The following is a 24506-nucleotide window of genomic DNA, read 5'->3' as shown; positions in this document are numbered from 1 at the left end:
ATATCTTTTAAGTTTAGTATATATTACAAGAAAAATAGATAATTTCAAACAAAACAGGTAAGATAATATAAGTTCTCGATAATAAATACAAAATCTATCCATTTGTAAAACTTTAGATTTGAATAGAAAAAATGAAATTAATATGAAACTACATTGGAAAGGTGTAATGCCTGCTGTTACAACTAAATTTACTGATGATGATCAACTCGATCTTAAAGCATTCGAAAAAAACATCGCCGCTCAATTAGAGGCCGGAGTTACGGGAATTATTTTGGGAGGAACTTTGGGTGAGGCCAGTACCTTAAATTCAGAAGAAAAGGAAAGGCTAATAGACGCTACGCTTAAAATGGTTAAAGGTAAGGTGCCAGTAATAATAAATATTGCAGAACAAAGCACAGAAGATGCCATTTCAGTGGCAAAACGTGCAGAGAAAATAGGGGCTAATGGCTTAATGCTTCTACCTCCCATGCGATATAAAGCAACAGATAGGGAAACAGTTGAATATTTTAAAGAGATTGCAAGGAGCACCTCTCTCCCTATTATGATTTACAATAATCCCGTAGACTATAAAATTGAAGTTACCATCGAAATGTTTGAAGAATTACTAGCGAAATGTGATAATATTGAAGCAGTAAAGGAATCTACCCGTGACATTAGCAATATTACCAGACTAAAGAATAATTTTGGAGACCGAATTAAAATTTTATGCGGGGTAGATACTCTGGCTCTGGAGAGTATGGTTGCAGGAGCTGATGGATGGGTAGCCGGTTTAGTTGCGGCTTATCCTGCAGAGACTGTTGCAATTTATGAGCTAGTGAAGGCTGAAAAAATAAAAGAAGCATTGGAAATATACCGTTGGTTTATGCCTTTGTTGGAACTGGACATTTCTCCGCAACTGGTGCAGAATATTAAACTGGCCGAGGTGGCTACGGGCTTGGGAACCGAGAATGTACGGCCGCCCAGATTGCCATTAGAGGGTTTAGAGCGAGAACGTGTTCTGGCAATCATCAATGATGCTATGCAAAATAGACCGACTTTGCCAGATTATAAAAATTTAAGTTTACAGCAGTAATGATAACAGGAAAGAATTATATAGGAGAGGAGCTTTCGGCAACAGGAAGTGTTATCTATAAAACTATAGATCCGGAAGCAAATACGGAAAATGAATTTGTTTTTTACGAAGCAACAAAAGAGGAAGTAAATAAGGCGGCAGACAAAGCAAGTAAAGCTTTTGAAGTTTATAAAAACAAAAGTGCCAACGAAAAAGCCAGATTTTTAGAGGCCATCGCTTCAGAAATTGAAGCCCTCGGCAAGGAACTAACAAATATTTATTCCAAAGAATCCGCTCTGCCTGAAGGGCGGGCCAAAGGAGAATGTGCTAGGACATCCAGCCAGTTACGCTCTTTTTCAGAAATGCTCAAGGAAGGTTCCTGGGTAGAAACAATAATAAGTAAAGCAGAAGGAAAACCCGATATAAGAAGAATACTTACTCCCTTGGGACCGATAGCAGTATTTGGAGCGAGCAATTTTCCCTTCGCATTTTCAACAGCAGGAGGAGATACCGCAAGCGCACTTGCAGCCGGTTGCCCTGTAATTGTCAAATCTCATCCCTTACATGCAGGGACTGGTGAGATGGTATCACGAGCAATTTTGAAAGCTGCAAAAGAAACAGGAATGCCGGATGGAGTTTTCTCCAACTTAAATAGCAGCGGAATAGAAGTTGGCCAATGGCTAGTAAAACACTCGAAAATAAAAGCAGTGGGCTTCACAGGAAGTATTAAAGCGGGAACCGCCCTTTGCAAACTGGCAGCAGAGAGGGAAGAACCCATTCCTGTTTATGCTGAAATGGGAAGTGTAAATCCTGTGGTGATTTTACCTTCAGCTTTAAAAAATAATGCTGAAGAATGGGCGGAAAAATATGCCGGATCCATCACAGCGGGAACAGGGCAGTTTTGCACAAATCCGGGTTTGATCCTTGGGATTAAGGGTGAAGGTTTTGATAGGTTTGTAAGAGTTTTGGGAGAATCTTTAGAAAAAATAGAGCCCACATGTATGTTGCATCCAAATATCAAAAAGCAATACGAAACATCAACGTTAGAGCTTCTTTCGCAGAAAGGGTTTACTAAAGTTGGCGCTTCTTCCAAAGAAATAAAAGTAAATTATGCACGCCAACAGATAATCGCGGTTGATGGCGAGACCTTCTTGAAGAATAAAAACTTTCATAAAGAAGTGTTTGGACCCTTTTCAGTTGTTGTGAAATGTAATGATAAAAAGCAACTTTTGGAGAATATCAGGAACCTGGAAGGCCAGTTAACGGGTACAATTCTTAATTCCGAAGAAAAAGAGTTGCAGGATTTTGCCGAAATAATAGATGCTTTGAAGAGTAGGGTGGGGCGGTTAATTTTCAACGGAGTTCCAACCGGGGTAGAAGTATGTGCAGCAATGACTCACGGAGGACCATTTCCTGCAACTTCAGACAGCAAGTTTACCTCTGTAGGATTAACCGCTGTGAAAAGATGGGTGCGTCCGGTTTCCTATCAGGACTGGCCAAATTCCATTCTACCTAAGGAATTAAAGAATGAGAATCCTTTGGGGATTTCAAGAAATGTAAACGGAAAAATCACTAAAGACAGTTTATAACCAATGGCAAGAAAAACTTTTTTTTGTGTAGACGCTCATACCTGTGGCAATCCTGTGAGAGTTGTGGCAGGGGGTGGACCTATTTTGATTGGGGAAACCATGAGTGAGAAAAGGCAGCATTTTCTACGAGAATATGACTGGATAAGAAAAGGACTTATGTTTGAACCCCGCGGCCATGATATGATGAGTGGAAGTATTCTGTTTCCACCTACCAATCCTAATAATGATGTTGGGGTGCTCTTTATTGAAACCAGCGGCTGCCTTCCCATGTGTGGACATGGTACTATTGGTACGGTAACGGTCATGATAGAGGAAGGATTGATAACACCCAAGAACCCTGGTACCTTGAAATTGGAAACTCCTGCGGGAATTGTAAATGTTGGTTATGTGCAGGAGGGTAAAAAGGTAAAATCGGTAAAACTCATCAATATTAAATCCTATCTTGCAAAAGAAAATATTGAAGTTAGTAGTAATAACCTTGGATTATTAAAGGTAGATGTTGCTTACGGCGGAAATTTTTATGCTATAGTGGAGGTGCAGGAGAATTTTAGAGGACTGGAGCATTATCAACCAAGTGAGCTAATAACTTGGAGCAGGGAAATTAGAAGTAAATTAAATGAAAATAATTCTTTTGTCCATCCCGAAGATAAGACAATAAACGGACTGAGCCATATTCTATGGACTGGTGCTGTCATCGATAAAAATTCTACTGCTCGGAATGCTGTTTTTTATGGAGATAAAGCCATAGACCGTTCGCCATGCGGCACTGGAACCTCTGCGCGAATGGCACAGTGGTCTGCAAAAGGTAAACTTTCAAAAGGGGATCAGTTTATACATGAGAGTATTATTGGTAGTAAATTTATAGGTAGGATAGAAGAAGAAACAGAATTGGATCATAAAAAAGCCATTATCCCCAGTATTGAAGGCTGGGCCGTGGTTACCGGGTATAACACTATTATTATTGATGATGACGATCCGTATGCTCATGGATTTCAGGTTTTATAAATCTTTAGGGAATTGAAAAAAGTAGTTATAATAGGAGGTGGAATAATCGGTTTGTTTTCTGCTTATTACCTTGTGAAAAATGGTTGCGAAGTTACTGTAGTTGATAAAGGAGATCTTACAACCGGAGCCTCTTTTATCAATGCAGGGTATTTAACTCCAAGCCATTTTATTTCCTTGGCATCTCCCGGAATGATTAATAAAGGACTTAAATGGATGTTTAACAGTGCCAGCCCTTTTTATATTCAGCCTAGACTTGATATTGACTTCTTTAAATGGGCCTGGGCCTTTAAAAAATCTGCATCTGTATCTAATGTAGAAAAGGCTGTACCTATTATAAAGGAGATAAATCTCAAAAGCAGGGATTTATATGAAGAAATTTTGACTTCTGGTGATTTCAAATTTCACTATGAAAAGCAAGGACTTTTAATGGCATTTGTTTCCCAGAGGGGTAAAGAAGAAGAATTAAAAATGGCAGAACGTGCCGTAAAAGAAGGTCTGGAGGCTGAAATTATTTCTGGAGAAACTCTTAAAAAGATTCAGCCTGTATTTTCTGACAAAGTAATGGGGGCTGTACATTATAAGTGTGACAGGCATACCACCCCAAATCATTTTATGAATAGTTTAAAAGACTGGCTTGAGGATAATGGGGTACATTTTGAACTTAGGCAGGACGTGAAAGATATTGTGATTGAGAATCAAAATATTGTTGCTATAGAAACAGAACAGAATTCTTTTCGAGCTGATGAATTTGTACTTGCAGCGGGTAGCTGGACTTTTGATCTTGCAAAAAAATTAGGGCTTAACATTCCTATTCAGGGAGGTAAAGGCTATAGCATTGATGTAAACCGTACTACTGGAATCAGTATGCCGGCGATCTTGGTTGAAGCAAAAGTTGCCGTAACTCCTATGGATGGATTTACGCGTTTTGCAGGTACTATGGAGTTCTCCGGGAATAACTCTATCATTAGGAAAAATCGTATAGAAACAATCTCGAAAGCTGTAAGTTCATTTTATAGAAATATTGAAATTTCTTCAAAAGAAAAGAAAGACAGTAAGTGCGGACTTCGTCCCGTTTCTCCCGATGGTCTTCCGTTTATTGGTAGAACTTATAAATATACAAATCTTACTGTAGCGGCAGGTCATGCTATGATGGGTTGGAGCCTTGGTCCAATAACAGGCAAACTGGTTTCTGAAATTATAGTTGGGCAAAAGACTTCTGTAAACTTACAACCTTTCAGAATTGAAAGGTTTTAGAAGAATAATATAATTATTAACATTTTTTTAAATATTGCTTAAAAAATTTATGTGATTTGAGATTTTAGAATACCCCTTTTTTATTTTTTAATATAAATTACCTAATTATCCGGTAAACCATGACCTTAATAGTAATTGCTAATATTTTTATAGCCACTGAATCGTAGGGGTCTCTTGTAAATTCAATCCTAATAAAATGGAAACTTTAAGTTTAAATTGAAAAGTGAACGAGAAGAAAAGAGTACCGGGGAGAATCTTTTTAATTTTCCGAAAGAAAATTTTTCAGTGTACCTAATAAACCAATTTTCACCAGAAAATCCTTCACAATAATTTCAGAATTTCCACTGATTTATTAGACAAGGCTGCTCTTATTTTACTTCATAGCTGCGGATAGAGAACGAAAAGTTTGAACTCTATCAAATCCTTATGGAATCTAATAAGGAAAGAGATCAAGAATATATATCGAAAAAATCCTAAAATCAAAGATAATTATTACAAGTGGTTGGGGGAGAAGAAATGAGCTTTGTCATGAGAAAACGATGTTATCCCCTGTTTTTTCTCGTAATTATTGTTTTCCATTTCCAAAAACTTCTCTAAATTCTCATTAAATTCATTCCCTTTTTCACAATTGACAAAGAATACGTAGCCATATTTTTTTTTAACACTAAATGCATATTCAGACTGGGCACCTTTAACTGAGCCACCGTGGCGATAGATAGTATCATTTTTCATTGGCTTTATACCAAATCCTAAACCCCAATGAGTAATTCCATCTTCTGTATAATTTACATTATCGCTAGGAATCACAGTGTGTGGACTTAGCATTTCCTTGTAAGTTTCAGGATGCAATCCTTTTCCTTTCATAATAGAAGTTAAAAAATTAGCGTAGCTATTTGCTTCGGTACTAAGCCCACCATACATCAATGAATTTATATATGGCAAACCTCCTCCTCCTTCTTTTTTTAATGCTTTTCCGTCAATATGTCCAAATACTTTATTATTGTATAAGTAATCATCCCAGACAACGTAAGCGTGTTTCATTTCTAATGGTTCAGCAACTTCTTTTTGAAATATATCGCCTAATTCATTCATATTAACAAAATTTAAATGGGCGATTACTCTTCCTAAATATGCATATGCTTCCCCAGAATATGTAAATGTAGAGTTTGGGTCATCAACCATGAAAAAATCGCCTCTATCTATTTCTAAATTATTTGGGGGTTTATCAAACCAACGCCAATTTGGAAAGCCAGTTTTATGGCTTAACACCATCTTTGCGGAAATATTTTTATAGCGCTGATCTATTTCTAAGTCTTTTTCGGGAAGATAGAAATACAATGGTCTGTCCAAATCAATAATTCCTTTTTCACTTAATCTCATCACAAAAAAAGCTGTAGTTGATTTAGCAAGGGACGCGGCACTAAAGATAGAGTTTTCATCAACTTTTTGATTAGTAGTTGTGGTAGAGACCCCCAGTGCATTATGATATGCTATTTCCCCGTCGTTAATGATGGCTATCGATAAGGCTGGAATACCTAATGAGTCCATTTGAATTTTTAAAAAATCATCTAAAGCATCAATACTTATATCATTTCCTTTGTAGGTTTTGATTTGGCTCAATTTAATATCTTCTTTACAAGATTGAAAAAAAGTCATTATCGTAAACAATAAAAATAAGTAGATAGGTTTATCCATGTTATCTTTTTGTTTTAATGACTTGTCCATCCATTGTTTGACTATCTACATTTCCAATAACATTTTCTATAATGATATCTCCATCTGAAGTCTTGGCAATTACGTCACCGTTTATATTGATTAGCTCAATATTGCCATCATTTGTAACACACTTTTGGTTAGAGTTTAGTCCTTTTAAAGTAATAGTACCGTCGGATGAAACCAAGTCACAACTTGTTTGTTTTGGTACATAGACTATAAAATCTATAATGATTGCATCTTTTGAATTAATGTAGCCTTCTTTAACAGCATTTGTAACTTCCAATTTTAGTTCGTCTGCTGAACTCTGAATATTTAATTTGGATTGCTCGTTGATTAATTGAGTTAAATTTTTCTTGTTGTCCGAGAGCAATTTTTTATCTTTTTTGACAACGAAATAAACTTCTATATTTTCCTTGTCGTGAGATATAACTTTTATATTACTATTACTTGAGGAAATATTCAATTTTGTAGGTGCCAAAATCTCATAAACTTCCTTAAAAGAATATTCGAATTCTTGAGATTGTACAGAGAGGTTTGTTAGTAAAGAAAATAGGATCAACATTATTGAAATTTTCATAATCTTATGGTTTTAAGGTTTATACTGTTTCCATAAAGACAATCAAAATTTCAGCTTGTTACAGTTTGGAATATTTATTATTAATTACGATTTTCCCTTAAAAATAAGGCATAACGGCTTGGTGAACGCAAGTAGGGAGGCTTTATTATCAGCTTTGTTATTTTGTTACATGATGTCTAAAAAATCGCTTTTTAATCAAATGCCAGCTATTGCTGTTAAACGACTTGGCAGTTGACAAATAAAAAACTCGCGCTTTTAGGCACGAGTTCTATTTAGATATATGTGATATTATTTTGATATTGAGCTTATTTGCTCTAGCCCATCCAATATTCTGGTTGCTATTATTTTTTGCTGTTTCTTATCGCGGAGTCTTTCGGAGTCCATATTATTAGTAAGAAATCCTAATTCTAAAAGTACGGATGGAACTTTAGGATCTCTAAGTATTATAAAATTTACAGATTTAATATTTCCATTGTCACTCTCATTTTCTAACTGTTTTTGAACTAAAATTTCAATGAATGATTTCGAAACTTTATCGTAAAGATTATTTGGTGAATAATAACCTTCTACCCCTTTTTGTTCGCTATTTCCTGATGCATTACAATGCAAACTAAGTAACAAGTCTGGCTTAATTTTATCTATCATTTTTACTCTGTCATTCAGAGATATAAATTTATCGGAATCTCTTGTCGAAACTATTCTAATGTTACTGCTTTTGGACAATTCTATAAGTTGATTTGCTATTTCTAAATTTATAGTCTTTTCATCAAGACTCCCAAGATCTTTGCCGCCATGACCTGGATCAATTAAGACCACGAACGATTTGTTTTCTTTTACCGGAGATGATGAGCTAAGGACGAAAATACCTGTACAAAGAATGAAAGCAAAACTAATTTTAAGAAAGTTTTTGAAAATTGAAGGTTTCTGTTGATGTAACATATTTAAACGGTTTTTGGTTTTTATTAAACTGAATCCACTATAAATTCCTGAAATATGACTTTTAGATTGATTTACTATTAAAGTTGAATAATAGTTGACATCTATTCCCGAATTCACAACAAATGAATCGGCCAAAAATTCATGATTTGTCTCTATTTCCTTTTTAAATAACCAAATGAATGGATTAAACCATAAAAAACACATTAGTACTTCAATTAACATAATATCTAAGGAATGATACTGTTTGGAATGACATTTTTCATGTAACAATATAGATCTCAATTCATCCTTATTTTTTAGGTGTTTTGATCTCAAAAAAATATATTTAAAAAAACTATATGGACTGTTTTTGTCCTCCGTGAGACTTATCTCTTGATTTAAGTAGTAGACTCTTTTGCTGTTTTTAATTGAATAATAAATATTCTTTAAATTCCATAACAGCCTTAGAAGCATTATCAAGGATATTGTGAGATATATAATTGAAATGACAGAAAATTTATTTGCTGGTTTGTAATTTATCTTTTCAGAATTCTCAAAGGATAAATTGGGCGAAAAAAATTCAATATTTTCAAATTCATTGCCTTTATCAATCTTATTTATAGGATTCCAATTTAAACCATAATCCAATTGCAAAAAAGGCGAAGTAAAACATAGAAAAAGTGATATTATCAAATAAATCCTATTAAGTCTTAGGTTCTTTTCCTTTTTTAATAGAAATATATAGATAAGAAAGAATAGCCCTAGAGATATTATGTTATAACATATAAATTCTATCATATTACTCTTTTTTAGATATTTTATCTTGAAGAATTTTTTCTAATTCCTTTAATTCTTCTAGCGTTAGATCTGAATTTTTAGTAAAAAATGATGCGAATTGAGAACTGGAATTATTAAAAAAGTTTGAAACAATATCTTTAAAATGTTTCTTGAAATAATCGTTTCTCTTTAAAATTGGATAATAATTTTTATCCCTACCATTTTTCTCAAAACCAATATATTTTTTATTTACCATTCTACTTACCAGTGTAGATATGGTTGTATAAGCTGGTTTTGGTTCTGGAAATTCTTCAACTATATCTTTTAGATATCCTCTTTCAATTTTCCAGAGATATTTCATGATTTCAAGTTCCGTATTATTTAACTGTTTTATATCCACAAGAGTAGTTTTGATACTACAAATGTAGTAATAAATTTCAATAAATATTATTTTAAACGAAAATTGTCATATTTATTTGCTGCCAACTACCTTTTTTAATAATCAGACTAATAATCCTTAAGTCTTATACTCGACGATTCAATGGCATTTTACGATGCTTGAGGATAAATTCATTTTGTTTTCTAGTCAACGGTGACATATTTGAACTATCGTTTAATTAATAACAATTTTTCAAACTAGATAGTTATGACACCAACTGATGTCTTTTCGATGGTCAACAAGATAGCTATACCTATGTGGATCTTGATGATTTTCTTATCCAGATGGAAGGTTACTAGATTCTTGATTGATTTTAAAGTGATTCCTATAATTCTATCATTTGTTTATGCCGTTTATATTATTAAATCATTACAAAATGGTGGACAAATGGATTTTGGTAGTCTATCGGCTGTCATGATTTTATTTACTGAAGAAAATGCCGTCTTGGCGGGTTGGGTTCATTATCTGGCCTTTGACTTACTGATAGGTATGTGGATACTAGATCAGAATAAAGAATTAGGTGTTCATCAAGCACTGATAGCACCTTGTCTTGTATTAACCTTTCTGTTTGGCCCTATAGGCTTTCTCTTATTTATGATCATCAAATCGATAAAACTAAAAAATTATGATAGCCACAAACACAGCTAGGGTACATCCTTTGGTTTCGAACTATTTTGCGACACTATTTTTAGAGTGCAGAAGATTAACGAGCAAAATACTTCATACGGTCAAGAAAGATAGCCCCGTAGTTTATTGGACCGCCATCAGTATCTTCATTCTTGGTATCGGATGCTTGTTCGGGCTCTTAGTCGATGAGAGAAGCCTAATGGGGGTTAATGTTTGGGTAAAACCGCTGAAATTTTCAGTTTCTATAGGCATTTACCTTTTGACGGTTGGATATCTTATCACAAAATACCCATATTCCAGAAGGAAGAAAAACACCATAAATAACATTGTTTCTTGGACGCTTTTGTTGGAAATGGGTATCATTGCTTTTCAGGCTTCAAGGGGTGTACAATCTCACTACAACAACGAAACTGCATTTGACTCAATTCTTTTTTTGTTAATGGGCGTTTTCATTGGTATAAATGTTTTAATTATGGTATTGTTTATCTTCGACACTATTCGTCTGAAACTTAGAACCACCAAATCAATTCAATGGTCTATACTATTAGGCTGGCTAGTGGTGTTTTTTGGTAGTTGGGTAGGAGGTCAGATGATAAGCCAGATGGGCCATAACGTTGGTGTGGCTGATGGAGGGGCGGGACTAGCATTAGTTAATTGGAGTACCGTTGGCGGGGATTTACGGATCGCACATTTTTTCGGATTGCACGGCATTCAGATAATTCCGTTCTTCGCCTTATGGGTATCTAAAAAATGGAAGACTTCGACTCGAAATCAAGTTATTGCAGTAACTGTTTTTGGAGTTTTATTCGGCTCATGGATCGGATTAATCTTCTATCAAGCGAAACAGGGTATCCCGTTCATTGTAACATAATTGAATTAGAATGCTGCTTAACAAAGAGAAACGTATAAAATATTTAGGGTTTGATGACTTCTGGTTTGTGGTCATTGGTATTTTGGTCCTTGCCTCTATAATCTTCTATACGCTTAGTGGAACCTTGGAGAACCTATCTTTTTTTGAATTGTTCTTTAGTTATTTGGTAAGCGTGCTTTTTACCATTTGTGATTGGTTTATAATTCGCACTATTATTATCCTCCTACGAAAAAAATACCCCAGTTTTAAAGATGATTCCAAACGTCTTACACTATTATTTCTTGCAATTGTCAGCACCGTTCTACTGGTCGACTTTTTAGGTAATAGGCTGATGTCTTTCATTTTTCAGCAAACCTCCCACAATAATTCACCCAAAGTAATTCTACCTATTATTATCATAAGTGTCATGACAATGGCCATTTATGAAGCTATTTATTACCACACTCGGCTCAAAAAATCAATAAAGGAAGAAGAACAATCAAAGCAGGCTATTGTGCAAGCTCAATTAGATGCACTTCGAAATCAGGCCCAACCACACTTTTTCTTTAATACCCTTAACACACTTCGAGATATCATCGATCAAAACTCCAAGGAGGATGCAAAAGAATTTGTAGATAACCTATCGGATGTGTATCGATTTTTATTGGAATCTGGAAACGCTAATCTGATTTGTCTCAGGGATGAATTAAAATTTGCACGATCCTACATTCATATACAATCTGAGCGGTTCGGGGATAACTTAAAATTGATTTGGGACATTCCTGAAACTTCTTTAGATACTATGATCGTACCCATGAGCCTACAACTTTTATTGGAAAATGCAATAAAACACAATGTGATCTCAAAAGCAAAACCGCTAATAATACATGTAGTTGTCGAGGATAATAAATTGGTCGTTAGCAATAAGATGGAAGCGAAATCTACCCAATTGCCATCCACGAAGGTCGGACTAAAAAATATCCAAAAAAGGTACACATTGATTTCCAGTAAATCAATCGAAATTAATAATAACGGAAATCAATTTTCTGTTTCCCTTCCATTATTAAAAACATCAGAACAAAAGTATAGCTATGGAAATATTGATAATTGAAGATGAGCCTAGGGCAGCAAGCCAATTGCAAAACATGCTAAAAGCCTGTAATTTCGATTATCAATTATTGGGAATAATCGATACCGTCGAAGATGCCGTGCTATGGTTTCAAAAAAACACTACACCTGATTTGATTTTTATGGACATCCAACTGGCCGATGGATTGAGTTTTGAGATTTTTCAAAAAATAGAGGTACCAGTTCCGATTATATTTACAACGGCTTTCGATCAATATGCTATCCAAGCATTTAAAGTGAATAGTGTAGATTATTTGTTAAAACCCATTCAAAAAGATGATTTAAGCAGTGCTTTGGACAAATTCTTGAAGTCGAGTAAACCAGCTGTTATAGACCCTTCCATATTAAAACAATTACTTGGCAGTATACAGGCACCCCCTAAAAGAGAAGGCTTGTTGGTAAAAGAGGGAAGTGGGCTCGTACAAATCAAGGTTTCAGAACTGCTATATTGTTATTCTGAGGATAGCATCACTTTTGGCGTGACTTCAAATAAGCGCTATATTATCGATGAAACAATGGATGAATTATTAGGTTCATTAGATCAGAACACATTCTATAGAATCAATCGTGGACAAATCGTCTCTAAAACTTCCATTCAAAAAATCGAACCTTATTTTAATCATCGGGTTAAACTTTCAATTACCAATCCACGAGATCTAGAATTTGTGGTAAGCAGACCAAAAACCAGCGATTTTAAGGAATGGATGAATAAGTAATATAGGTCGTTACAATTCAACCATCCTTTGCGATACTCTGGCAAAAATGGCTATTCAGAAAGGAAGGTTAAATTGATATTGCACCAATATTAATTTAACAATAGAAAAAATGACTTTAGCTACAAAAAAAATCCGAACCGCGTTGCTCTTACAGTTTTTGCTTTGTGGGTTGTTTACATTTGGTCAAAATGCCACAACTCCATCTTCAATTCATCAATCAGTTCAATCTTACACAGATGAGATTTTTGATAGTCTTGTAAAAATTCGTAGAGACTTCCACGAACATCCTGAAGTGTCAGGGAAAGAAAAAAGAACTTCAGAAGAGATTGCTGAATATTTATTAGCCTTAGGTCTAGAAGTTAAAACTAATATTGGTGGCTATGGTGTCGTTGGGATCTTAAATACTGGCCGAGCTGGGAAACGAATTGCCTGGAGAGCCGATATTGATGCAATGCCATCAGATGTTCCAGATGTTGTGGATTTTTCATCAAAAAATGAAGGAGTAAGGCATATTTGCGGTCATGATGTCCATACTACCATAGGAATGGGAATCGCCAATGTTTTGGCAAACCAAAAGGAAAAATTAGATGGTACCATCTATTTTATTTTTCAACCTGCGGAAGAACTTAATAAAGGTGCAAAAGCAATGATTGCAGATGGATTGTTTAATCTGATTCAACCTGATGAAATTTATGGACTACATATTTCTCCATACCCTGTTGGTACCATAGCCACTAAATCAGCAAATGTATTTACTCATATTACGGTTGTTGAAATAGCATATAAAGCGTCTAATAACCAAGAGGCTTTAGTCGATTTTACAAAAGAATTGATGACGAGTGCTCAAACCTATGGGCCAAACGCTGAATTTTGGGACAATAACAATATATTTAGCCCGGAGTTGGGAGTAACCAATCCAAATACGATTTATAAAGATTATACCGCATTGATGGATAAGCTCTATTTTGATGTTAAAAAATCTAAGGACACGTTGAAAATAAGAGTATTACTTAATGCTAGTACTAAGGAACGATTGGATACGTTTTTACCTATGATCAAAAATAAAATTGAAACTTCTAAGTATTCCAAAGAGCTACTATCTGTCAAATTTAATTTTCAGAAAGGATTACCTGTTATGGAAACACCTATGAATAACAAAGAATTGACCAATGAAACGATGAAAAGTATCTCTAGTATCTATGGAAAGCAAAGTGTTATTCCCTTATATGGGGTCGCCCCACTTCAATTTAGTGATGATTACGCATATTTTCAGAAATCTGTGCCAGGCGTTTATTTCTTTTTAGGAGGTTCTAATAATGAGAAGGGAATTATTGCTATGCCACACACTCCCAACTTTGAAGTAGATGAAGAAAGCATCAGAACAGGAGTAAACTATTTTTCATCAATGATCATTGAACGACTAAACAACTAAATCATGAAAAACATACTACTATTATTCCATATTCTGGTCTTCCTGCAGTTACCCGCGCAAGAAAACCTCACCACTAAACAATGGCAAGAAGACCTTCGGTTTTTACAAACTACTGTTCATAAAGATTATCCTTTTCTATTTGTGAAAACGACCAAAGAGATTTTCGATACTGAAGTCGAAACACTTTATAAAAATATTCCGGATCTAGAAGAACATGAGGTCATCGTTGGCATCTCTAGAATTATTGCCCTATTCGAATATGGTCATAGTGACATTGGTTTTAATCAGAAACCTTTCGAGTTCCATTATTTGCCTATTAATTTGTACGAGTTTAGTGATGGGGTCTATCTTCAGGGGGTGCATAATAACTATTCAGAAGCTATTGGCGCTAAGGTTATAGAAATTAATAACATTCCCATCGTTGAGGCATTAGAGAGAATACGTCCCGCTGTGAATGTTGAAAACGACCAGTATTTTAAGGCCTATGGGATCAATTATCTAAGAATACTCGAAGTGCTTCATGCGCAGGGGATCACTGATAAACTTGAGAATTCGATAGAACTGACTTTAGAAAAAGATGGCAAGCTCTTTACTCAGTCTTTTAAAGCACTGCCTAAGGGAGAAACCGTACCAACGAAATATAGTCATGTCTGGAAAGATGAAAATTGGTTGGAAGCAAGAAATCAATCAACTACTCCATTATATCTAAAAAACCTTGACAAGATTTATTTTTTCGAACACTTACCCCAAGAGAAAGCCTTGTATGTTAGGCACAGCCAAATACAGGACGACCCAGAAGAAGACATATCATCTTTTTATGCACGTGTTTTTGATTTTATCGAAAACAATGATGTAGAAAAACTGATACTCGATGTGCGGTTGAACGGAGGTGGAAATAACTTCTTAAACAAGGACATTATCACTGGCATCATTGAAACCGAAAAAATAAATAAAGTGGGTAGTTTCTTCGTAATTATCGGAAGGCGAACTTTTTCGGCCTGTCAGAACCTTGTAAATGAACTGGACAATTATACGAATGTCATCTTCGTAGGCGAACCTACGGCGGAAAATATTAATTTCTATGGCGATGCACGTCCTGTTCCTCTACCCAATAGTAAGATTCCCGTGTACCTATCTTTTGCATGGTGGCAAGATAAGCCCGCCTGGCAGAATGCCGAGTGGATTGCGCCAAGTATTCCCGTTACCATGGATTTTGAGGAATATACATCCAATCAAGACCCCGTACTCGATGCTGCTCTGAACTTTTCTGGAAGTGATTTCAAGCCAGACCCAATGCAATATATAACCGATCTGTATTTAGCTGGAAAAATGCAGGAGCTGGCACAAGAGGTCCCTAGAATGATACAGGATCCCAGATATAGCTTTTTTAATTTTGAAGCCGAACTAACTAAATCTGGATATTTTCTTTTGCACAGTGGCCGACCTGAAGAGGTTCAAGGTGGCATTCAGATATTTTTGTTCATTACGCAGGTATTTCCAAATTCCGCAAATTCTTGGAAAAATTTAGGGGAGGCATATTTAAAAGTAGGAGATAAAAATCAAGCCGTCAAGTTTCTTGAAAAGGCAATTGTTTTAGACTCCGATGGCGAAATAGGTAAGAGCGCAAAAGAAATGCTCAAACATATTAAGAAATAATTGGTTCGATGGCTCTTGCTGAGACAAGATAAATGTTCAAATCAAATAGTTAAGCTCATAGATGATCGACGCATGGATTTATGAAAACAGAAATATTCTTACAGTAAATGTGTCCTCTGCTGTTTTTATTTCAATTATGATGTCATCACCTCCTAAAAAACTGAGGGTGATGGTAGCGAAAAAGGCCACATAAAAGAGCTTTATGTTTTCTAAACACTTTTATTACAGTGATGACTTCCAGAAGACATTATTTTCTATTTTTTTATAAACGCTATTATATAGTTATTGAAGGGGTACTAATAACTTTACGAGTGAAGGAAAGATCAACAAGAGTTTACGAGACCGAAAAATCCAGATACAGAACTATTAAACTAGAACTTATAAGTCTTCTTATTTTTCAGCTGAATTATGCCTTAAGATCATTTCCTTTATAATGACAGCTTCTTTCTTAAAGAAATGTGAATTTTTAAGATAATTTTATAACTTTACCCACCATATAATTTGCAGAATCCATTTCTACCCTATTAGGATTATTGAAATTTTATGCCATATAGCTTTATCTGCGACGATAAAAACAAATCTTGCACTATATCAAATTTTGAAAAACAGTTAACTTTTTCAGTCCAAAAATGAACAAATTATTCCCTGCAATTTTATTTCTAGTTATTCTATCCTTTCAAATTGCAAATGGTCAAATTAAATTAACCCATAATATTGGTACAAACCCAATAGAAACTGGCATGCCATCTTGTGAGGATTATGAAAACTGGGCAAGGGTTTTTGAACTTTCTGATTTCGGAATAACCTCAGGTGAACAGTTTTTAATTAAATCAATAGAGGTTGCCATTAGTAAATCTTATAATGGGGCCAACTTACAATATGGTGTTTATAGTGTTGATTCCAAATTTCCCGAATCAGAACCACTCCTTCTGGGGTATGGAGGATATATGCTATTGCCACAAATAGATACTCCTCAAATTATTCAATTCGATTTAGAGTCGCCAATTGTCGTCCCGTCAGGAGTAAAAAAAATTTTAATTACTATAGGAAAAAGCCCCGATAGTTATAATCCAAATTCCGCGGAAGTAATTATTGCAGGGACAGAAAACGACACCGGTGAATCTTGGTATAAAGGATGTAGAAAATATTATTCCTATACTTCAACCGATGATCTAGAAGTTCCGGTTCCAGATGCGAATTTTTACATAAATGCTACGGGGGAAACATTTAGCACTGCTAACTCCGGAGCTACTACTACTTTGAATCCCAATGTTTGCGATGAATTAATTAATCGCGTAATTTATGGGTGCACCTATGGTGGCATGGGCTATTCAAGAGATTTTATTTTAAACGATTTTGGGATATCCGAAAATGAAGAATTTATAATTAATTCTGGTCAAATTGGAATTGGCCAGGTTCAAGGAGGAGTTAGCATTAAATTTAGAATCTATGAAATAGATGATAATTTTCCTGCTTCATTTTCAGATAACAATTTGATAGGTGCCAGCCAGGAAGTAACTTTAGCTTATTATAATTCGGTTACAAATGCAATTCCTGAAATAATTAATGTGGAATTTGATAATCCCGTGGTTGTGCCAAAGGACGTAAAAAGAATATTGGTGGAAGTATATCAAACCAAGTATTATATGTTTCCGGCTGCTACAGAGGTAGATGACGGAAGTGTAACATGGATTAGGTCCTACAACGGCGGCTGCACTCCTTACGGAAAATTCTTAGATGTAAGAGATACGGGGTGGCCAAAAGCAAAATTATACATAAACGTAACAGGAAGCGTAAAACATATTACCAACAATTTTCAGATGAACATTTCTAATATCTGCTCCGAGTTTTTAACGGAATTCAGTGTGGAGAATGAATCAAACATTGCTTCAATTAAATGGGATTTTGGGGATCCGGCTTCGGGTGTAGATAATACATCTACAGAAAGATCACCTTTTCATGATTTTTCAGAAGACGGAATATATACTATTACGGCGAATGTTACGGGTAGAGACGGCAGTATTGAGCTTTTAACCGAAACCACCGATGTGAAAGAGCCACCTCAAGCTTACGGAATTAATAATATTGAAGCCTGTGAAAGTTCAGCTGGTACAGGAATTTCTAATTCTTTTGATACTTCGAATATTGAAACTCAGGTTTTAGGAAATCAAACAGATAAAATTATCACTTATATCGATGGGAGCGGAAATGAGTATGATGCACTTCCAAATCCTTTTACAAATACGGTAAGGGATAGGGAGGTTATCAAGGTAAGAGTCGCTAGAAAAGATGAACCATGCTGTTATGATGAGACTACTTTTGATTTAATTGTCAATCTGTTGCCGGATCTTTCAGGTATTGAAAATATATTCCTATGCAGCAGCGACAATAACGGATTCGCTACTTTCGATTTAACTCAAATTCAGTCAGATAGCTCGAGTAATAATATCAATACGGAATTCTTTTTTCAGGATGGCCAGCAAATCCCCAATTCTCAATTAGATAAAGTTGTAAATAAAATTAAGGATCGAGAAACGATAACAATTCGAGCTACAAATACCGACAGCAATTGTTACAATGAAACTGATTTTACAATTGGCACGACTGCTCCACCAAATGCGATTACACTGCCTGACTTAACCGGCTGTGATGACAATAACGATGGTATATCAGAATTCTTTGACACCAGCGAAATTATGGATCAAATACCCGGAAGCCAGGAAAACATAAGAGTATCTTTTTTCAATTCTGACGGGATGGAAATGAATGAGCTCCCAAATCCTTATACCAATCTTCAAAAAAATGAGGATTATCTCACTATAAGGCTAACAGATGAAACTAGCGGTTGTTATTCAGAAAATAAAATATTGCTTAAAACATCCTCAAAACCAGGCATCAATCAACCGTCAGATCTTTATGCCTGTAATGAAGGTAACGGATATGCCTTTTTTAATACCGAGCATGTCACAGAAAATATTATTGGTGGGCAGAATAATCTTAGCATCACATTTTATAGCATGGAAGGTGAACAGCTGAATGATTTTGAGAACGGAAATTTCCAGAACCTGCAGCCTTACGATCAGGAAATAATAGCAAAAGTTGAAAATATTAGTAATAAATCCTGCTCTGCTGAAGTTCATTTCAACTTAAGGACAGTAGCTCCGCCAGAAATATTAATTAAAGATACCTATCAGATCTGTTATGCTGGGGAATCATTGTCTCTGGAAACAAGCGAAATGTATAGTGTTTCATGGTTTGGCCCTAATGGCGATATACTGTCCAATAATTCTTCCATATCCATAAATGAAGAAGGTACTTATAGCCTTAGCATTCTTAAAGAAGAAAATGGAATACTCTGCGAAAGCTATAAGGAATTTGATTTGGTTCATTCAGAAGCTCCGACTATAGATAAGATATCCTATAGAGACTTTGCCGAAAATTCTACGGTTGAAATATTCGCTTCAGGAGATGGAGATTTTGAATATTCACTGGATGGCATCAATTTTCAGGATGGGAATTTATTTGAAGATGTTGAGGGGGGTGAATATTATATTACTATTCGCGATAAATATGGATGTGGCCAGGCAATACAATTAATAAACATTATCAATTACGAACGATTTTTTACTCCAAATAATGACGGATACCACGATTCCTGGATTATAAAAGGCATCTCTGACCAAACTACAAGTTTTATCCAGATCTATGATCGCTACGGAAAATTACTGGTACAGCTGGATCCCTCGGGTAACGGTTGGGATGGCAATTATAACGGTATGCCAATGCCTTCTGATGACTACTGGTTTCAGGTAAACCTAAATGACGGCAAGGTTCATAGTGGCCATTTTTCTTTAATAAGATCCTAACCCCTTTATAAAAAAGAAAAACCGGTGTCATTAGAACCGATAAGTATTTCTGTCATTTCCAGTTCAGCATAGTTTTACAAAAGCAGCAAGCCAATGTATAAACTATAAGATCTTTATCAGAAAGGTTATTGTACTCTCATTCATGTTTATTGTGCTATCCCGTAGTTTAGTTATACCAATTTACTTATACAATGTCGTTATTTTTTTGTATATTTACTAATGGCAAAACCACAGGAATTTACAATAACCCAAAGCGTTGAAGAGCTTAAGGCACTCCGCAAAAGTCAAACTAATATAAAGCATGAAAAGCGTGTTATGTTTTTAATCTATCTAAAAGAGAACAAATTTAAAACACGCCACGAGCTTTGCGATTATTTAGGTATTGATCCACGAACCCAACAACGCTGGACAAAACAGTATCTTGAAAATGGAATATCGTTTTTATTGACTGATTTGCCCAAGAACAAAAAGTCAAAAATAATCACTCCTGAAATACATAAGGAACTTGAAAAACGTTTGAATTCTAGCGACCAGGGATTTTTAGGATATTGGGATGCGCAAGCGTGGGTAAATAATGAATTTGACATAGATATACAATACCATTGGTTGCGCAAATATTTGATAAAGCATTTTAAGACCAAGCTTAAAAGCCCCCGTAAATCTCATTATAAAAAAGATGAAGAAGCTGGAAAAGCTTTTTTAAAAACTCCCTAATGACCTAGACAACATTAGAACAAGTCTAAATAAAAACAAGTATAAGCAAGTAAATTTGTACTTTCAAGATGAAGCTCGATTTGGTATGATGACCCATACCGGCAAACACTTAACAGCCTGCGGGATCAAACCTATTGTCAAATATCAACACATATTTAAAACAACTTATCTATATGGTAGTTATTCCCCAATAAACGGAAATAGTTTTGTCTGGGAAATTGATGGAGTAGATACTACTGTTTTCGAAGCTTATCTAGAGAACTTCTCTAAATACAAACCTCAAGAATTTAAAATTGTGATAATTGATAATGCTGGTTTTCATTCGACAAAAAACATTAATGTTCCCGAGAATATATATTTGTTGAGAATTCCGCCTTACACTCCAGAACTCAATCCGTGTGAACAAGTATGGCAGTATATTAAAAATAGGTTTAAAAATCAAAGGTTTAAATCAATGCAGGAGCTTAAACAATGGCTACATCAAATCGTAAAAGATATGGGCAAGCAAACAATAAAATCAATTACTGGCAATCACCATTATGTAAATGCATTTATTACGACTTTTAATAGTTAAATTGGTATTATATTAAAATAAGAGAGCTCACGCGTTGTATATGCTATGTGCATTTAGTGAGTGTGATTATCGACCTCACCTTACGGGTGTACAAGAACCCTCGTAATTAAATCCCCAATATGTTATAATCTTATGATACGAAAGGTAAACGCATCGCCATGTCTTATAAAAAATATTAGTAATTAAGTGCCTAAGTCAATATTTAAATTGAGCAAAACTGCCCTGACCCGTGTGAGTAGGATATTAAATAAATAATGGTTTGATATAACAAGTTACCAAACAATTAAAACGAATATTTCGGTAACATTAATATTCACTACAAGACTTATAATAAAACCTCCATCAATGAAAATCATCCGTAGTTTAATAATCTTATTGATAACAGTTCAATTTGCTTTTGGTCAATCCCGAGCGCAAAAGATTGATTCAATTAGCCAGATAATTCATAATAAAAATCCAGAAATTGCAATTAGTATAGGATTCATCGACATGGGAAAAGAATATTTTTTCAATTACGGAAAAATAAGTCGGAAAAGTGAATTGGAAGTGAATGAGAACACGATTTATGAAATTGGCTCTGTTACCAAAGTGTTAACTGCTAACTTATTAGCCCAAGCACAAGATGAAGGAAAGTTAAAAACTGATGACTTTATAGATAACTATCTGCCAAAAGAATACATACTATCTGACGAAATTAAAGGCAAACTGAAAATTTCAGATTTAGCGTCTCATCAATCTGGACTGCCAGATTTCAATTTTATAAAACTGATGGAATTGAATCCCAATCAACCATTGGACATAAATAAAGAAATAGTTCATTCAATTATCAACGACAGAACATCGTTATTGGATTATGGAAATTACCATTACTCAAATATTAGTTACGTTTTAATGGGAATGATATTAGAAAATATCTACGCCAAAGATTTTGATACATTAGTAAGGGAAAAAATACTCACTCCTGCTCAAATGGCTAATACGTTAACAACTGACTTCAATGTAAAAAATAAGTTACAGGATACAATACAAACGGAACTGAGCAAGAATTCTTTAATTGGAATTCTTTGATGGTGCCTGCGGGTCTATTAAAGTCTAACACATCGGATATGATAAAATTTCTAAAAAAACTTTTATCAGATGAAGGAAAGATTTCTCAGGCGACGGGAATCACAGAAAAAACTTATTTTAAAAACACCCAAAGGGAAATAGGTTTCGGACAAGAAATAGAACGAAACGGAGATGATACTTTCTTTTATAAAGATGGAGACACATTTTCTTGTTCTTCAATCATTGCTTACGACAAGAAATCTGATTGGGGAATAGTTATTATGATTAACCAAAAAAATCCCGATTTGATACGAGAATTGATTAATACAAATTACGAACAAGCCATAGCAGAATAACCGTTTGCTAGCATCGGTAAACAGCAAATAGCGGGCATTGTGGTGAAAAGTGCTATTTTAGACACCAAGTAAAATACAACAAAGCCGACAAGAACGCTTCCCCATTCCACGCTACTTGCGTTAGTGTGCCGAGCAAGCAATGACGGCAATAAATAGTCATTGTGAACTGTAATTAAGATGGTAGAACCGACCTACCAATGTCGTCTTATAAGAGAGCATTAAACCACCTAAAGGTGCTTTGGTAAAGAGCCAGGGTATTGAGCGTTTAGGAAACGGTCACGCCAAGAGCGTGATCAGGTACGGATAAAAGAGATGAACAAAAGTGAACCCCTTATGAGGTGTCGAGAAGTTGCTACATCCTGTCAAAAACTACGGAGTAACGCACGGAGTTAAAGAGTATAGCGATTACCTATTTATTGGCTATACGACAAGCGTCATTCAGGGGGCATGACTTTTATCCAGGCTTGATTATGGAACTCGGGCACCTGAACATAGATGTTAAGGAAAATACACAATAGGATCAACCTAGAGGTAGAATACCAAGGTTATGTTCAGGGGCGGACTAACCCGTAGTAGTGATGAAGTTCCTGTAATGGGAATGGAGCAAAGGGGTTAGGTTATACAGTCACATAACATTTACCAACTTGAAAGAGGATGAGTTTATGGGATGGGACAAATTCAATAGCCTTCAAACAGGTTTTTACTTACCTTGGCCATTGAAAAGTATAACAAGAGCCGTATGATGGGAGACTATCACGTACGGTTCTGGGAGAGGCTTGGGGTGAAATTCCCCTTGTCTACTCGACACCAAAACCGTTGGAATATGTAATGAAGATACAGCAAGAATTAATAAAGATAAAACCGAGAGAAGAGTCTGGCAGCAAAAATGCTAGAAAATATAATTATCAAAAAAACTTATCTCTATTCTTATTACTTAAGTTCTACGAGAAGAATGAAGGCTACGTCTTTTTATTTGATTATCACGATGATTTAATCATTTTAGATTCTTGCATTAAACCAGAGAATATGGATTTCTTTCAAATAAAATCCAAAGATGCCGGAAATTGGATTGTGAATGCTTTAACAAAGGCAAGTCAAAATAAACTTTCAATATCTGGAAAGGATAAAGGCGGAAAGGAAATGATGAATTTGGAATGAAAAAAATGAACTTGTGCAAAAAATGCAACAGTTCAAAAATAAAATAAAATGAATTACCTAGAAATACTCGGTAGTTAAAAAGATATGGAGACACAAAACCAAATAGAGATTTATCAAGCTAAAGATGGTTCTACTCAAATTGAGGTAAAATTTGAACAGGAAACGGTTTGGCTTACACAAGACCAAATGGCAACTTTGTTTGGTAAAGGAAGGAGCACTATTACTGAACATATTTTAAATGTTTTTTCGGAAAAAGAATTAGAGCAAGAAGCAACTAGTCGGAAATACCGACAAGTTCGAAAAGAAGGAAATAGAACAGTAGAAAGAGAGATTGAACACTATAATCTTGATGTCATTATTTCAGTAGGATATCGTGTAAAATCAAAACAAGGAACACAATTTAGAATATGGGCAACTCGTGTTTTAAAAGAATATCTAGTAAAAGGATATACTGTTAATGAAAAACGTTTAGCTCAAAAAGAACAAGAAGTATACATATTAAAAAATGGTATTCAAATTTTAAGCAGAGCTATTGAAGAAAAAACAGCCGATAATGAATGGTTGACTGTTTTTGCCAAAGGTTTAAGCCTATTAGATGATTATGACCACGAACAATTAGATGCTAAAGGTTTAACCGAAAGAAAAGCAAATTACCCAAGTTTAGCAGATTATCAAAAACTCATCAATCAAATGTTGGCCGAATTTGATTCCGAAGTATTTGGTAAAGAAAAAGATAAAAGCTTTGAAAGTTCCGTAGCCCAAATTGCAAAAGGCTTTGGAGAAGATGATTTTTATTCCACACTAGAAGAAAAAGGCACCATGCTTTTATACTTGATAGTAAAAAATCATTCGTTTGTAGATGGCAATAAACGAATAGCAGCAGCTTGTTTTCTGAAATTTTTACAACAAAACAAAATGCTTTTTAACAGTAAAGAACAACCCATAATTAGCAACGACACTTTAGCTAGTTTAACACTTTTTATTGCTTCTAGTAAACCCGAAGAAATGGAAACGGTAAAACGATTAGTGATTAGCGTTTTAAATAGAAATAAATAA

Annotated in this window: 21 protein-coding genes; 17 read left to right on the top strand and 4 right to left on the bottom strand. The window is 35.0% G+C overall.

Going from position 1 to position 24506, the window contains the following annotated elements; translation table 11 throughout:
• The first annotated feature begins 142 nt into the window (after nt 1–142).
• The 4 genes from JM83_RS04750 to JM83_RS04735 are packed head-to-tail and all read left to right on the top strand — an operon-like array spanning nt 143 to nt 4899.
• Nucleotides 143–1072, top strand: a complete 930-nt coding sequence (locus tag JM83_RS04750) for a dihydrodipicolinate synthase family protein (protein WP_144959876.1) — start codon at nt 143–145, stop codon at nt 1070–1072.
• Nucleotides 1072–2640, top strand: coding sequence for an aldehyde dehydrogenase (NADP(+)) (locus tag JM83_RS04745; RefSeq protein WP_144959874.1), 1569 nt, complete (start codon nt 1072–1074; stop codon nt 2638–2640). Before JM83_RS04750 ends, JM83_RS04745 begins: the two co-directional genes overlap by 1 nt.
• A 3-nt stretch (nt 2641–2643) precedes the next feature.
• Complete coding sequence (locus tag JM83_RS04740) at nt 2644–3645, top strand: 4-hydroxyproline epimerase (RefSeq protein WP_144959872.1); 1002 nt, start codon at nt 2644–2646, stop codon at nt 3643–3645.
• A gap of 12 nt (nt 3646–3657) precedes the next feature.
• On the top strand, nt 3658–4899 hold the full coding sequence (locus tag JM83_RS04735; protein ID WP_144959870.1) for an NAD(P)/FAD-dependent oxidoreductase: 1242 nt from the start codon (nt 3658–3660) through the stop codon (nt 4897–4899).
• A 492-nt stretch (nt 4900–5391) separates the two neighbouring features.
• Here the strand turns inward: JM83_RS04735 and JM83_RS04730 are convergent, their stop codons facing one another.
• The 4 genes from JM83_RS04730 to JM83_RS04715 form a co-directional block, all read right to left on the bottom strand.
• Entirely contained in the window at nt 5392–6594 is a 1203-nt protein-coding gene (locus JM83_RS04730) for a serine hydrolase domain-containing protein (protein ID WP_186434946.1), read from the bottom strand.
• Nucleotide 6595: 1 nt separating this feature from the next.
• Nucleotides 6596–7192, bottom strand: a complete 597-nt coding sequence (locus tag JM83_RS04725; RefSeq protein ID WP_144959866.1) for a hypothetical protein — start codon at nt 7190–7192, stop codon at nt 6596–6598.
• 288 nt (nt 7193–7480) lie between these two features.
• The gene (locus tag JM83_RS04720) at nt 7481–8446 is read right to left on the bottom strand and encodes an N-acetylmuramoyl-L-alanine amidase (RefSeq protein ID WP_222430211.1); all 966 of its coding nucleotides are present in this window, start codon (nt 8444–8446) and stop codon (nt 7481–7483) included.
• Between the two features lie 463 nt (nt 8447–8909).
• Nucleotides 8910–9287, bottom strand: coding sequence for a BlaI/MecI/CopY family transcriptional regulator (locus tag JM83_RS04715; RefSeq protein WP_261376349.1), 378 nt, complete (start codon nt 9285–9287; stop codon nt 8910–8912).
• Between the two features lie 246 nt (nt 9288–9533).
• Between JM83_RS04715 and JM83_RS04710 the strand changes: the two genes are divergently transcribed.
• The 13 genes from JM83_RS04710 to rhuM all read left to right on the top strand — a co-directional run bounded on the left by JM83_RS04710 (nt 9534) and on the right by rhuM (nt 24506).
• Nucleotides 9534–9974 carry an ABA4-like family protein gene (locus JM83_RS04710; RefSeq protein ID WP_144959862.1) on the top strand — a complete coding sequence of 147 codons (441 nt, stop codon included), beginning with the start codon at nt 9534–9536 and terminating at the stop codon, nt 9972–9974.
• Nucleotides 9952–10824 carry a hypothetical protein gene (locus tag JM83_RS04705; RefSeq protein WP_144959860.1) on the top strand — a complete coding sequence of 291 codons (873 nt, stop codon included), beginning with the start codon at nt 9952–9954 and terminating at the stop codon, nt 10822–10824. The genes JM83_RS04710 and JM83_RS04705 overlap by 23 nt, the downstream gene beginning before the upstream one ends.
• A 10-nt stretch (nt 10825–10834) precedes the next feature.
• A complete protein-coding gene (locus JM83_RS04700; protein WP_144959858.1) occupies nt 10835–11914 on the top strand; it encodes a sensor histidine kinase in 1080 nt (359 codons plus the stop codon).
• On the top strand, nt 11895–12647 hold the full coding sequence (locus JM83_RS04695) for a LytR/AlgR family response regulator transcription factor (RefSeq protein ID WP_144959856.1): 753 nt from the start codon (nt 11895–11897) through the stop codon (nt 12645–12647). Before JM83_RS04700 ends, JM83_RS04695 begins: the two co-directional genes overlap by 20 nt.
• A 109-nt stretch (nt 12648–12756) precedes the next feature.
• Nucleotides 12757–14079, top strand: coding sequence for a M20 family metallopeptidase (locus JM83_RS04690; RefSeq protein ID WP_144959854.1), 1323 nt, complete (start codon nt 12757–12759; stop codon nt 14077–14079).
• Between the two features lie 3 nt (nt 14080–14082).
• Nucleotides 14083–15735 carry a hypothetical protein gene (locus JM83_RS04685; RefSeq protein ID WP_144959852.1) on the top strand — a complete coding sequence of 551 codons (1653 nt, stop codon included), beginning with the start codon at nt 14083–14085 and terminating at the stop codon, nt 15733–15735.
• Between the two features lie 629 nt (nt 15736–16364).
• Complete coding sequence (locus JM83_RS04680; RefSeq protein ID WP_144959850.1) at nt 16365–19601, top strand: T9SS type B sorting domain-containing protein; 3237 nt, start codon at nt 16365–16367, stop codon at nt 19599–19601.
• A 315-nt stretch (nt 19602–19916) separates the two neighbouring features.
• Nucleotides 19917–20315, top strand: a complete 399-nt coding sequence (locus JM83_RS04675; protein WP_186434943.1) for a winged helix-turn-helix domain-containing protein — start codon at nt 19917–19919, stop codon at nt 20313–20315.
• Nucleotides 20316–20328: 13 nt separating this feature from the next.
• The gene (locus tag JM83_RS04670; RefSeq protein WP_144959846.1) at nt 20329–20889 is read left to right on the top strand and encodes an IS630 family transposase; all 561 of its coding nucleotides are present in this window, start codon (nt 20329–20331) and stop codon (nt 20887–20889) included.
• A 345-nt stretch (nt 20890–21234) separates the two neighbouring features.
• Entirely contained in the window at nt 21235–21957 is a 723-nt protein-coding gene (locus JM83_RS04665; protein WP_144959844.1) for a serine hydrolase domain-containing protein, read from the top strand.
• A complete protein-coding gene (locus tag JM83_RS04660; protein ID WP_261376883.1) occupies nt 21957–22292 on the top strand; it encodes a serine hydrolase in 336 nt (111 codons plus the stop codon). Before JM83_RS04665 ends, JM83_RS04660 begins: the two co-directional genes overlap by 1 nt.
• An 828-nt stretch (nt 22293–23120) precedes the next feature.
• Nucleotides 23121–23450 (top strand): dsDNA nuclease domain-containing protein, encoded by a 330-nt coding sequence (locus tag JM83_RS04655; RefSeq protein WP_144959840.1) that lies wholly within the window; start codon nt 23121–23123, stop codon nt 23448–23450.
• Nucleotides 23451–23534: 84 nt separating this feature from the next.
• Nucleotides 23535–24506 (top strand): virulence protein RhuM/Fic/DOC family protein, encoded by a 972-nt coding sequence (gene rhuM / locus JM83_RS04650; RefSeq protein WP_144959838.1) that lies wholly within the window; start codon nt 23535–23537, stop codon nt 24504–24506.

Origin of the sequence: Gillisia sp. Hel_I_86, from assembly GCF_007827275.1 — a bacterium.
Classification (GTDB): Bacteria; Bacteroidota; Bacteroidia; order Flavobacteriales; family Flavobacteriaceae; genus Gillisia.
Note: the sequence above shows the minus strand (reverse complement) of the source record. Positions and strands in the feature narration are given on the sequence as shown.